We start from the raw sequence: 12749 nt of genomic DNA, 5'->3' as shown, positions 1-12749 counted from the left end.
CGCGTCGCCCGGCCCGCCCCCGTGACCGCAGCCCCCGAGAAGCCCCCGAGCGGAAACGACGTGCTCCATGACCCACCCCGCCCCCACCCGCATCCTCCTCGCCGACGATCACGCGCTGGTGCGCCGCGGTGTGCGGCTGATCCTCGACGGTGAACCGGATCTGACCGTGGTGGCCGAGGCCGACGACGGTGCCGAGGCGCTGGAGCAGGCCCGCGTCCACCGGCCCGACCTGGCCATCCTGGACATCGCCATGCCCCGGCTCACCGGTCTGCAGGCGGCCCGCGAACTCTCCCGGAGCATGCCCGAGACGCGGATCCTGATACTGACCATGTACGACAACGAGCAGTTCTTCTTCGAGGCCCTGGGCGCGGGCGCCTCCGGCTATGTGCTCAAGTCCGTCGCCGACCGCGACCTGGTGGAGGCCTGCCACGCCACCATGCGCGGCGAGCCCTTCCTCTACCCGGGCGCGGTCAACGCCCTCATCCGCGACTACCTGGACCGTGCCCGGGAGGGCCGGACCCTGCCCGCCAAGGCCATCACCGACCGCGAGGAGGAGATCCTCAAGCTGGTCGCCGAGGGCTACACCTCCCAGCAGATCGCCGAGCTGCTCGTCATCAGCCCCAAGACGGTAGAGCGGCACCGCGCCAATCTGCTGGCCAAACTCGGCCTGAAGGACCGCCTGGAGCTGACCAGATACGCGATCCGGATGGGCCTGATCGAACCGTGATGAGGACCCGACCGGACCCCGGTGAGGGCCGGCCGGATCCTGATCAGGGCTCGACCGGGCCATGGGGTCGTGAGCTCGACCGGGCCATGGGTCGTGAGCTCGACCGGGCCGTTCGGGGCGTGAGCTCGACCGGTCGTCGGGTCGTGAAGCCGTGAAATGCGCGGCCGCTGCGGCACCCGCTCGCCACCCGTGCCCGGTCCGCGCGCCGGGCTTGTCAGACTTGAGGCGAGCAGCCCGCCGGCTGTTCCTCCGACCCTCGCCAGGAGCGCGCCGATGCCCCATCCGTACGTCCTGCTGTCCGCCGCCGTCTCGCTGGACGGGTATCTGGACGACACCGGTCCCGAGCGGCTGCTGCTGTCGAGCCCGGAGGACTTCGACCGGGTGGACGAGGTGCGGGCCTCGGTGGACGCGATCCTGGTCGGCGCCGGCACCATCCGCGCCGACAACCCCCGGCTGCTGGTGAACTCGCCCGAGCGGCGCGCCGCCCGCCGGGCACGCGGTCTGCCGGAGTACCCGCTGAAGGTCACGGTCAGCGGGTCCGGCGACCTGGACCCGGCCGCGGCCTTCTGGCACACCGGCGGCGACAAGATCCTCTACACCACGGACAAGGGGGCCGAACGGGCCCGCTCCCTCGGCCTGGCCACCGATGTGGTGCCGCTCGGCACGGAGCTCGACTGGCGCCGCCTGCTCACCCATCTGCACGACCAGCGCGGTGTGCGGCGGCTGATGGTCGAGGGCGGCGGGGTGATCCACACCCAGCTCCTCACCCAGGGCCTCGCCGACGAGCTCCAGCTGGTGCTCGCCCCGCTCTTCGTCGGCGACCCGGACGCCCCGCGCCTCTTCGGACCCGGCTCCTACCAGGGCGGACGGCTGCGGCTGTGCGAGACCCGGCAGATCGGCGACGTCGTTCTGATGCGCTACGAGCCCACCGCACCCGGCACCGGCGAGCTGCCCGTCGCCGCCGACCACCACTGGCTGGCGCTCGCCTGCGAGCTGGCGGCACAGTGCCCGCCCTCGCAGACGGCGTTCAGCGTGGGCGCGGTGATCGTCGCGGCCGACGGCACGGAGCTGGCGCGCGGCTGGTCGCGGGAGGGCAGCGATCCACTGGCGCACGCGGAGGAGGCCGCGCTGGCCAAGGCCGACCCGGACGACCCCCGGCTGGCGACCGCGACGGTCTACTCCAGCCTGGAGCCGTGCGCCCGCCGGGCGTCCCGGCCGGCGTCCTGCTCGCGGCTGATCCTTCAGGCCGGCGTCCGCCGCGTGGTCACCGCATGGCGCGAGCCGGACACCTTCGTGCCGGGCGCGGACGGCTCGGGGGTGCTGAGGGAGGGAGGGGCGACGGTGCTCGTTCTGCCCGAGCACGAGGAGCGCGCGAAGGCCCCGAACAGCCACTTGTTCTGACCACCCGCGCGGATGCCGTATACTGGTGAGTACCGACGCGGGGTGGAGCAGCTCGGTAGCTCGCTGGGCTCATAACCCAGAGGTCGCAGGTTCAAATCCTGTCCCCGCTACTGAAGTCCGAGGGCCGGAATCCGAAAGGGTTCCGGCCCTCGGCGTTTCTCCGTACCCCGTGCCGCCCCTGGTCCCTCCGTGTCCGGCGCCGGCCCTCCCCAACCCCCTCGGTTTCTCCATCGAGGTCTCCCGACCTCCCCCGCCGATGTCACTTCATGTGATCGAACCGCGCCGCTGCGCATAACATCTGACACAATGTCAGAAACTCGGACCCCCGTGATGTGCGGTCAACTCGCCCGTTTTCGCCCGTCGATGACGCTTAAGTCCGCGCGGAAATCCTTAACGATCAAGAGGAACGGCTTGGAATCCGAGGCTCATGTCTATTAACGTTCGATAACGCAGCGCGGTCGTCCCAGCCGTCACAGAAGTCGGCTCCGTGCTCACGCGCCGAATCCCGCAAGGGAACCGGGGAACCACACATTGGGGTGAATCGGGCGTATGCCGCCGTGGAGACACGGTTCGTATACGCGCGTAGGAGACCTTCCTGCTCCGAACCCGTCAGCTAACCCGGTAGGTGGAGACGGAAGGAAAGGAGTGCGCCCACGTGGCGTCCAACCGGCCTGCCCCCGAGGCCCCGTTCACCCCGAGCGACACGTTCGTCTACGGCGGCGGCACCCGCGCCGACGAAGGTCCCTTCGAGGAGTGGAACCCCACGGCGGAGACCGTCCGCCCGGTCCGCGGCCGGCATCGCGTCACCAAGCAGCGCGGCGGGGGACTCGCCCGCAGCTCCACCGTTCTCGGCGTCGGTGTCATAGCCGCCGTCGGCGCCGGCGGTATGGCCAGCGCCCAGACCGGCAAGCCGCCGGTCGCCATCTCCATGCCCGACCTCCCCACCGTGGGTTCCCTCATCGCCGACGAGGAAACCCCGAAGGGCTCCACCACCCCGCTCAGCAGCGTCGGCGCCACCACCGACAGCGAGCAGGGTGCCGGTGAGGCCCTGCGCGCCCGGATCATGGCGCAGGTCGAGCAGCAGCAGGACCAGGCCGCCAGCAAGGCCGCCGCCGAGGCCGTCGCCGCCGCGGAGAAGGAGGCCGCCGAGGCCGCCGCCAAGGCCGAGCGCGAGGCCAAGGAGAAGGCCGAGGCCGCCAAGAAGAAGGCGGAGGAGGAAGCCAGGAAGAAGGCCGAGGCCGAGCGCCTCGCCGAGCTGGCCAAGCAGTACACGCTGCCGACCTCCTCCTACACCATCAGCTCCACCTTCGGTCAGGCCGGCGCCTACTGGTCCTCCGGCCAGCACACCGGGCTCGACTTCGCCGCCCCCACGGGCACGCTGCTCAAGGCCGTCCACACCGGCACGATCACCTTCGCCGGCTGGGACGGCTCCTACGGCTACAAGACGGTGCTCACCCTCGAGGACGGCACCGAGATCTGGTACGCCCACCAGTCCTCGATCAGCGTCAGCGTCGGCCAGAAGGTCAACACCGGCGATGTGATCGGACGCGTCGGCGCCACCGGCAATGTCACCGGCGCCCACCTGCACCTCGAGGTCCACCCCGGCGGCTCCGCCTCGGGCATCGACCCCATGAGCTGGCTGCGCAGCAAGGGCCTGAACCCCTGATCTGATCCGTACGGCCCGCTGAGCCGCACCGCCATCACCTGAACCCCGGCAGTCCCGACGGCGCCCCCCCGACGTCAGGGCTGCCGGTCGGCGTTCGTGCTCACCCGAGCCACGGGTCGGCTCGGCTCACCGGGGCCACCCATTGGCTCGGCTCGCCCGAAGTACCGATTCGCCCGTCTCACCCGAGGTACGGATTGCCGCCGTAGCCGTACTCGTAGCCGTGACCCTGGCGGTACGCGGGGCCGTAACCGTAACCGTGACCGTGCGCCTGCCCGGGGATGTGGCCGTACGCCGGTGCCCCGGGGCCGGGGTGCCAGACCATCACCGGAGGCGGCGGTGCCGTCGCGCGGGCCGCGTACTCCAGGGCGGGCCGGGCAGCCGCCCGCCGGTGCCACAGCTCCCGCAGCAGCTCGCCCTCCCGCTGCACGAAGTCACCGCGCGCCCGCCCGAGCCGCCCGCGGTGACGCAGCACCGCCAGCGAGGTCGCGAACGCCTGGTACTCGGCGACCGCCCGCGCCGCCTCCTTCCCGCCGTGCCGGCGCGCGTACTGCCGCGCGATGCGCCGGGCCCGCATCAGCCCCAGCGCGTACGGCTCCACCGGAGTCAGCCAGCCGGCGATCACATAGGCGGGCAGCTCCGCCCGCACGGTGTGCAGCTCCCGCTGCCGCGTCCACACCACCAGCCAGGTCAGCACCCCGAACACCGGCACCATGAACGCCGCGTACACCGCGAGGAACCCGAACTCGCCCAGCGCCGAGGAGCCGTTCCACAGGGCGTGCATGCCCATCGCCAGCAGCAGTCCGGACAGCGGCAGCAGCACGCGCCGCACCCGCTGGCGCTCGGTGGACAGGGCGGAGATGCCGAACCCGATCCCGGTGAGCACCGTGAACAGCGGGTGGGCGAACGGGGACATCACGATGCGGACGAAGAACGTCGCCGCGGTCACCGAGGGGATGCCGCTGCCGCCGGTGAGCTGGTCGGCGCCGAAGGCCGTGCCGAGGTAGAGGATGTTCTCGGTGAAGGCGAAGCCGGTCGCGGTGACGCCCGCTATCACCACGCCGTCGAGGATTCCGGTGAAGTCCCGTCTGCGGAACAGGAACAGCAGCAGCACGGCGGCCGCCTTCGCGGACTCCTCGACCACCGGCGCCACCACGGTCGCGCCCAGGGTGTCCGCCCCGGCCGGGTCCGCGGTCGCCGTCGCTATCCATCTGGTCGCGAAGCTGTTGGCGACGATCGCTATCAGCGCCGCCGCGCAGGCCCCCCAGGCGAACGCGAACAGCAGATTCCGCCAGGGGCCCGGCTCCACCCGGTCAAGCCAGCGGAAGGCGGCTATGAGCAGCGGCACCGGCAGCACCGCGAGGCCCAGTCCGACCAGGAAGCCCTGGGTGCCGGTCTGCTCCCGGACCAGGGCCAGGATGACAAGGCCGGACAGGGCGAGCAGAGTGCTCAGCGCCCCGTAGCGCACCCAGGTCCGCTGCCACCAGTGCGCGGACCGCGCCGGGTTGCTCCCGGCGGCATGACTCACGGGCGTCGGATACGGGGAGCTGGCCACGCGTCGACCCTAACGAGGCAGGGGCGCCGCCCGCAGGTCCGCGAGGCCGCGGGTCAGGCGCCGGTGGGGTGCTGGTCTTCGTGCTGTACGCGACGGAACAGCAGGTCGTTCACCACATGCCCCTTCTCCAGTCCCTGCGTCTCGAAACGGGTCTGGGGACGGAAGTCGGGGCGGGGTGCGAAGCCGCCGTCCGCCCGGGTGTTCTCGTAGGCGGGGTGGGCGGTGAGCACCTCGAGCATCTGCTCGGCGTAGGGCTCCCAGTCGGTGGCGAGGTGCACCAGGGCGCCCGGCCTGAGGCGGGTCGCCGCCAGGGAGAGGAACTCCGGCTGGATCAGCCGCCGCTTGTGGTGCCGCTTCTTCGGCCAGGGGTCGGGGAAGAAGACGCGCAGCCCGGCCAGGCTGTCCGGGGCGAGCATCTCCCGCAGCAGGATGACCGCGTCGCCGTTGCCCACGCGGATGTTGCTCAGGCCCTGCCGGTCGGCGAGGTTGAGCAGATGGCCCTGGCCGGGGGTGTGCACGTCCACGGCGAGGATGTTGGTGGCCGGGTCGGCGGCGGCCATCTGCGCGGTGGCCTCGCCCATGCCGAAGCCGATCTCCAGAACGACCGGGTTGTCGTTGCCGAAGAACTCCGCGAGATCCAGCACCCGCCGGCCGTCGATGTCGAAGCCCCACTTCGGCCACAGCCGCTGCAGGGCGTCCGCCTGGGCCGCGGTCACCCGGCTCCGGCGCGGCTGGAAGCTGCGGATCCGCCGCTCGAAGTGCGATCCGGCGGGATCGGCCTTGGGGCCGTCCGGGAACCGCGGCTCGCCCTTGGCGCGGGTACGGCGGACCGACACCCCGGGGGTGTGCGAGGCGGGGCGCTCGGGGGCGGGCCGGGGCGCTTCGGGGGTGTTCACGGAGTCAGACACAGTGCTGTCAATTTTACGGGGGTGCGTCCGGTCCTACGGGGCGTGCAGGGGAGTGCCGTGGGCCACGCCTCACCGCTCCAGCGCGGCCAGGGCCCGCCGGGCGATCTCCCGGCCGATCGGCAGCGAGGCCGTCGCCGCAGGTGAGGGCGCGTTCAGCACATGCACCGCGCGCGGGGTCTGCTGGATCAGGAAGTCGTCGGCGAGGGTGCCGTCCCGCAGCACGGCCTGCGCCCGCACCCCGGCCGCCGCGGGCACGAGATCGTCCTCGGTGACCGCGGGCAGCAGCCGCCGCACCGCCTCGGTGAAGGCGCTCCTGGACAGCGACCGGTGCAGCTCACCGGCGCCGTACCGCCAGTGCCGGCGGGCCAGCTGCCAGGCGCCCGGCCAGGCCAGGGTCCCCGCCAGCTCGCGGGGGCGCACGGTGCGCCAGTCGTACCCCTCGCGGGCCAGCGCCGGCACCGCGTTGGGGCCCACATGCACGCCGCCGTCGGTGCCGCGGGTGAGATGCACGCCGAGGAACGGGAACGCAGGGTCGGGCACCGGATACACCAGCCCCCGGACCAGCTCCGGCCGGGCCAGCTCGTAGTACTCACCGCGGAACGGCACGATCCGCACGCCGGGCTCGTCGCCGGTGAGCCGGGCGATCTCGTCGCAGTACAGGCCGGCGCAGTTCACCAGCATCCGCCCGCGGACGATGTCGCCGGAGGCGGTGCGCACGGCGACCCCGCGCTCGGGCCGGCGGTCGATCCGCTCCACCCGGGCCCCGTAGCGGATCTCCGCGCCGGACGCCTCGGCGAGCCGGCGGGCGACCGCCGTGAAGTCGCAGATGCCGGTGGTGCCCACATGGATGGCGGCCAGCCCCGTGATCTCCGGCTCGTACTCGGCCATCTGCGCCGTGCCCAGCTCCCGCACCGTGAGCCCGTTCTCCCGGCCGCGCTGCACCAGGGCGTGCAGCCGGGGCAGCTCGTCCCGCTCGGTGGCGACGATCAGCTTGCCGGTCACGGCGTGCGGGATGTCGTACTCCGCGCAGAACTTGACCATCTCCGCGGCGCCCCGCACCGCGTACCGCGCCTTGAGCGAGCCGGGCCGGTAGTAGATGCCGCTGTGGATGACCCCGCTGTTGCGCCCCGTCTGGTGCCGGGCGGGCCCGGCCTCCTTCTCCAGCACCGTCACCCGCGTGCCGGGGGCGGCCCGGGTGATCGCGTAGGCGGTGGACAGCCCGACGATCCCCCCACCGATCACGAGCACATCACAGTCGTAGGCAACCACGTGCACCACCTCCGCCACCGATAGTGCACTGCACCACTGACATCGTGCTCAAACGCGGGCGGTCACCGGGCCGGCCGGGGGCCCGGAGCTCACGCGGGCGCCATCAGCAGCGGCCGGGCCCGCTCCCGCAGCTCCATCACCCGCGGCTCGTCGCCGTAGGGCTCCAGCCGGTGCAGCAGGTCCTTCACGTACTCCGTGGTGCGCGCGGACGAGATCCGCCCGGCCACCTCCACCGCCCGCACCCCCTGCTCGCAGGCCGCGTCGAGGTTCCCCGACTCCAGCTCGGCCACGGCCGAGACCACCAGCCGCAGCCCGTGCGAGCGCACGAACTCCTCCGTCGGCCTGGACAGGGCCTGCTCGGTGAACCTGCGCACCTGCCGCGGTGCCTTCAGATCGCGGTAGCACTCGGCCGCGTCGGCCGCGAACCGGTCGTAGGTGTAGAAGCCGAGCCAGGACGGGTCGCTGTCGCCGGGCCGGGACCGCTCCAGCCATCCCTCGGCGGACTTCAGCGCCGCACCTGCCGCCTGCGCGTCCCCGGCGCGCGCGTGCGCCCGGGCCTCGACGAGCCGGAAGAAGCTCATGGTGCGGGCGGTGGCCAGCCCCCGGTTGCGTTCCAGCGCGGCCTGCGCGAGGTCGACGCCCTCGTCCCCGAAGCCGCGGTAGGTCGCCTGCAGCGACATCGACGCCAGCACATAGCCGCCGAGCGGCACGTCGGCCGCGGCCCGCGCCAGGCGCAGGGCCTGGATGTAGTAGCGCTGCGCGGCCTCCTGCTGGCCGGTGTCGAAGGCCATCCACCCGGCGAGCCGGGTCAGTTCGGCCGCCGCGCCGAACAGCGCACGGCCCACGTCGTCGGAGTAGGAGCCGAGCAGCAGCGGCGCCGCCTCCACCCGTAAACACTCGGGCACCATCGAGGAACGCCAGTCCCCGCCGCCGTACTTGGAGTCCCAGCGCCGGGCGTCCTCGGCGGCCTCGCGCAGCTTCTGCACATCGCTGTGGCCGACTTTGATCGGTGCGGCGGAGCCCTCGGACGGGCTCGGGTCCCGTGCCACCGAGCTGTCGGCCGGGGTTATCAGCCAGCGCGAGGCGGGAGTGGCGTAGGCGCTCACCGCGAAGGACCCGGCGAGCGACTGCCAGATGCCGCCGGAGCCGGCGCGGCGGCCGGCGAGGTCCAGCCGGTACAGCTCGGTCGCGGACTTCACCGCCTGTCCGACGTCCCGCGGGAAGGCGAGGCCCACCTCGGGTGCGGGGTCCGCGTCCGCCAGCCCGATCTCGTGGAGCGGGACGGGGCGGCCCAGCTTCTGGCCGATGGCGGCGGCGATCAGGTGCGGCGCCGCGCCCTGCGGCACCATTCCCTTGGACACCCAGCGCGCGACCGACGTCTTGTCGTAGCGAAGTGTCAGTCCCCGCTGTGCGCCAAGGTCGTTGACGCGCCGCGCGAGGCCTGCGTTGGAGATTCCCGCGAGGGCGAGAACGGCGCCGAGCTTTTCGTTCGGCCCGCGTTGCTCCCTGGACATGCGCCACCCCTCGACACAGACGGCTGCCGTGCTGGCATAACCACGCGGCATTCGTAAACCCAGCGTAGTTCGCCGCATCCCAAGCGTTAAGGGGCATTCTTCCGGATGGCGGGATTGTGGTCCGTACTGAAGTACGGGGCCGATACGCGCAGTTGCGGCGTGCTCCCGGCGTGTGGCCGTGCGCCCGTGTGTGCGCTCTTCTCCGGCCATCCCGGGAGCGGTTCCATGGTCCGTGCGTGGGTCGGCCCGCTGTACTGGATCCAGCGGGCTGGGGGACACCGCCGCCTTCATCCCCGCGGGCGGCGGAACGGTCCGGGAGGCGTGCTCCGCCTCCCGGACTGCGCAGCCCTCCGGCGGTGGGCCGGAGTTGCACGGAGCGTGTTCAAGGCTGCTCTTCTCGCTCCGATTTGGCTGAAAATCGACCCCGCCGTTCGTGGGACAACTCCGCGTTCACGCTGGCAGTTGAGGGCGCGTTGGGTGCATTCGGGGCGCACGGCGGGGGCGCATTCGAGTCGGCGTGCAGCGGCACGAGCTGCGGCGACGCGCGCCGGTCACGGCGCCGCACACGGGAGTTCAGCACCGGGTGACGCGGGGACGAATCCGGGTCCGGACGTCTCCGCCGGGGCGCATCCGGCGGAGCACATGCGGCTCCGTCACCCCTCTGGAACGCCTCCTTCGTGGCAGCATGGAGAACCGGTTCGTACGGTGCACTGGTTGTCCACAGCCTGTGGAGGCGTCGATGCGGTGGTTGGTGGGGTGGAGCAGCACCGCCGCGGGAGTTGCCGGAGCGGGTGGGTACGGCTCCGCCGGGGCCACCGGCACCGACGGCGAGACGGTGCATCCCGTGGGTTCCCAGCTGCTGTGGGGCGATCCCGACCCGCTGTGGGCCGTCGGCGACTGGCGACCCGACGAAGTACGCGTGGTGAAGGCCGACGCGCAGACCCGGATCGCCGTGCTCGGCACCTGCGGCGCCTCCGACGAGCAGCTGCGGGTGGCCCTGTTCGCCGCGCGCGGCGGGGCACTTCGGCATCTGACCGCCTGGCCGGGCAGCTACACCGCGGTCGTGCAGGTCGGACGCCGGATCACCGTCTGCGGTGATCTCGCGGGCGCCCGGCCGGTGTTCTACACCCCCTGGGCGGGCGGCACCGCCTATGCGACCGCCGCGCTGCCGCTGGCCGACCTCATCGAGGCCAACCTGGACTTCGGGCACCTCGCCGCGCTGCTCGCCGCCCCCGACGTACCGGCCGCACTGCACGACTCCACCCCGTACGACGGTGTCAAGCGCATCCCGCCGGGCCATGCGCTGATCCTGCGCGCGGGAGCCCGCGAGATCGCCGGCTACGAGCCGGTCGCCTCGCTCGCGGTCGCGGCACCCCCCGCGGACCCGGACCGCGCGGTGGACGCCGTACGGGACGCACTGGTCGAGGCGGTGCGCACCCGCCTCGCCGTGCCCCGGCACGTCCCCGGGGCCGACATCGACCCCGGCCCCGTGCCCGGCATGGGACCGGCGGAACGGCGGGCCGCACGCGGGATGCCGGTGCCGGGGATCGGAGCCGACCTGTCCGGCGGACCGGCCTCCGGGACGCTGGCGCTGCTGGCCGCCGGGCTGCCCGGCATGCCCGGCACCGTGCTGGGCCACGGCACCGGGGCGGGGGAGCGGCTGCTGGCGGTGACCTTCAACGACCTCGTCGTCGGCGGCCGGGAGGACGAACTCCAGCGGGCCGGCGCACTGGCCGCGAGCCCCCGGCTGCACCATGTGGTGGTCACCGGCAGCGAGGAGACGCTGCCCTACGCCGATCTGGACGGACCCCTCACCGACGAGCCCGGCCCCTCGCTGGTCGTCGCGGCCCGGCACCGGGCCCGCCTCGCGGCCGGCAGCGCGGACCACTTCACCGGCTACGGAGCCCGGCAGGTGCTGGACGCCCACCCGGCCCGCCTGTCCGATCTGCTGATGGACCGCAAGCGGCGTCATCTGGTGCGCCCGGTGGCCGCCCTGGCCAAGGCGGACGGCTCGGTGATGGTGCCCGCGCGCGTCTACGCGGCGGCGCGGCGGCTGGCCCGCACCTCCTACCGTGCGGGCGTGCAGGAGCTGGCGCAGCGGCTGATGCGCCGCAGCCTCGACGACGACGGGGGCCTCGCCGGGGTGTCCGGAGCCGCCGACGCCTCGCTGGCCGCCCTGAGCTGGGGAAGACCCGGCCCCGCGGCGCGCTGGCTGACCGGCGAGGCCCTGGCTGAAGTATCGGTTCGCCTGCAGGCGTCGATGCGCCGCGCCGATGTCGGCGTCGGACCCGGCCAGCGCCCCGGGGACTTCCGGGCGCGGGCGGCACTCGCCCGCCACGCGGCCGACCTGCGGGTGCTGGAGCAGGCGGCGGAGGTGCGCTTCCAGCGGCTGCACGCGCCGTTCCTCGACAACCAGGTGGTGCGGGCCTGCCGGGCCCTGCCGGAGGCGCTGCGGGTTCGGCCCGGAGCGCGGGCGGCGATCCTGCGGTCCGTGCTGGAGGGCGCCGGAGTCCGGGACCTGCCGGACGGCTGGGGGGCGACGAGCGGCGGCACGGCCGCGGTGGCCGCCGCGCGGACCGGGCTGCGGGTCGCGGTGGACTCGCTGATGGCGCTGTTCGACACCCCGCTGCTGGCGGAGGCCGGACTGGTCGAGGCACGGGTGGTGCGCAAGGCGCTGCGCGGGGCGGCGGAGGGCGAGCCGCTCCCCCTGGAGGGGCTGGCCGATCTGGTGGGCCTGGAGCTGTGGCTGCGGCGGCTGCTGGCCCGGCGCGGCACCTGCTGGACGGGCACTCCGGCACGCCAGCGCGCCGTGCCCGGCGGGATCGTGGTGCGCCGGGGCGCCCTGGGCGCGGGCGCGGCCGGCTGACCCGCCCGTCCCGGCAGGGTCCGCCTACGGGCAGGTGAAGCGGGACTCCGCCCGGTCGGCCAGGGCCGGCACCGCGTCGAAGTGCCCGACGGGCTCCACCACCAGGCGCACCGTCTCGCGTCCCATCAGGTCCACGTGGACCGGCTCCGCCGGCTCGCCGCCCTTGATCACCCCGGAGTTCCACAGGGGAACCCCGTCGGCGTGGACGGAGAACCTGACCTTGCCGAGCCTCATCGTCATGTCGTCCACGCCCACCAGCGCGTCGTAGGAACTGCACGGCCGGTTCAGATCGGTGGTGCCGGACGAACGGCCGTGCACCGTGACGCCGTGGCTGTAGCGGACGCCGTGGCTGTAGCGGACCCCGTCGATGCGCAGGCCGGAGCGGTGCCACACCCAGCTGCTGGAGTTGATCCGCATCTCGGGGCGCGTCCCGTCACCGGCGATGTCGTACGACAGCTCGCTCCACGGATGGACTTCCGGGGCCGGAGGCGGTGGCGGTGTCGGGGTGGGTGTTGGTGCCGGGGTCGGCGTGGGGCGCGGCGCCGGTGTCGGGGTCGGTGTCGGCGTGGGGGTGGGCGTCGGCGTGGGGGTGGGCGTCGGCTCGGGTGCCGGATGGGCGGCAGCCGGCACGCGGGGAGCGGGACGGGGGGTGGCGTTCTTCCTCGTGGGCTCCGGTTCCGGCTCCTCCTGGACCGCCGGTGCCGAGGCGGGCGGGCCCGCCTTCGGCGGCGCCTCCTTGGTGGTCTCGTTGCCCGACAGGGCGATGGCGATCGCCACGGCGGCCGCCACCGCGACCACGCCCGCGGCGATCCCCGCCTTCGCCGGCGCGGCCACGCCCTCGGACGC

At 73.4% G+C, this 12749-nt stretch carries 9 protein-coding genes, 1 tRNA gene and 1 riboswitch; of the genes, 5 read left to right on the top strand and 5 right to left on the bottom strand.

Annotated features, from left to right (window positions below):
* The first annotated feature begins 67 nt into the window (after positions 1–67).
* From ABD207_RS17120 to ABD207_RS17105, 4 genes are all read left to right on the top strand, one after another.
* Positions 68–727, top strand: coding sequence for a response regulator (locus ABD207_RS17120; RefSeq protein WP_344013928.1), 660 nt, complete (start codon positions 68–70; stop codon positions 725–727).
* A 273-nt stretch (positions 728–1000) separates the two neighbouring features.
* A complete protein-coding gene (locus ABD207_RS17115; protein WP_344013926.1) occupies positions 1001–2128 on the top strand; it encodes a dihydrofolate reductase family protein in 1128 nt (375 codons plus the stop codon).
* A 36-nt stretch (positions 2129–2164) separates the two neighbouring features.
* A tRNA-Met gene (locus tag ABD207_RS17110) sits at positions 2165–2238 on the top strand.
* A gap of 376 nt (positions 2239–2614) precedes the next feature.
* Positions 2615–2771, top strand: a riboswitch (cyclic di-AMP (ydaO/yuaA leader).
* 12 nt (positions 2772–2783) lie between these two features.
* A complete protein-coding gene (locus ABD207_RS17105) occupies positions 2784–3794 on the top strand; it encodes a M23 family metallopeptidase (RefSeq protein WP_344013924.1) in 1011 nt (336 codons plus the stop codon).
* Between the two features lie 178 nt (positions 3795–3972).
* Here the strand turns inward: ABD207_RS17105 and ABD207_RS17100 are convergent, their stop codons facing one another.
* The 4 genes from ABD207_RS17100 to ABD207_RS17085 all read right to left on the bottom strand — a co-directional run bounded on the left by ABD207_RS17100 (position 3973) and on the right by ABD207_RS17085 (position 9037).
* On the bottom strand, positions 3973–5346 hold the full coding sequence (locus tag ABD207_RS17100; RefSeq protein ID WP_425580738.1) for a PrsW family intramembrane metalloprotease: 1374 nt from the start codon (positions 5344–5346) through the stop codon (positions 3973–3975).
* Positions 5347–5399: 53 nt separating this feature from the next.
* The gene (gene trmB / locus ABD207_RS17095; RefSeq protein WP_344013922.1) at positions 5400–6254 is read right to left on the bottom strand and encodes a tRNA (guanosine(46)-N7)-methyltransferase TrmB; all 855 of its coding nucleotides are present in this window, start codon (positions 6252–6254) and stop codon (positions 5400–5402) included.
* A 69-nt stretch (positions 6255–6323) separates the two neighbouring features.
* Positions 6324–7529 (bottom strand): L-2-hydroxyglutarate oxidase, encoded by a 1206-nt coding sequence (lhgO, locus tag ABD207_RS17090; protein ID WP_344013975.1) that lies wholly within the window; start codon positions 7527–7529, stop codon positions 6324–6326.
* A gap of 83 nt (positions 7530–7612) precedes the next feature.
* The gene (locus tag ABD207_RS17085; RefSeq protein ID WP_344013921.1) at positions 7613–9037 is read right to left on the bottom strand and encodes an NsdA family TPR-like regulatory protein; all 1425 of its coding nucleotides are present in this window, start codon (positions 9035–9037) and stop codon (positions 7613–7615) included.
* 739 nt (positions 9038–9776) lie between these two features.
* On the opposite strand from ABD207_RS17085, the gene ABD207_RS17080 reads away from it, so the two are divergent.
* The gene (locus tag ABD207_RS17080) at positions 9777–11903 is read left to right on the top strand and encodes an asparagine synthase-related protein (protein WP_344013919.1); all 2127 of its coding nucleotides are present in this window, start codon (positions 9777–9779) and stop codon (positions 11901–11903) included.
* 24 nt (positions 11904–11927) lie between these two features.
* Here ABD207_RS17080 and ABD207_RS17075 read toward each other — a convergent pair.
* Positions 11928–12749: NPCBM/NEW2 domain-containing protein (locus ABD207_RS17075; protein WP_344013918.1), on the bottom strand; the 822-nt coding region annotated here is incomplete at its 5' end.

The sequence above is a fragment of the Streptomyces thermospinosisporus genome (assembly GCF_039526425.1).
Lineage (GTDB): Bacteria > Actinomycetota > Actinomycetes > Streptomycetales > Streptomycetaceae > Streptomyces > Streptomyces thermocarboxydovorans.
The sequence above is the reverse complement of the archived record's forward strand: the minus strand, read 5'-3'. Positions and strand labels throughout refer to the sequence as shown.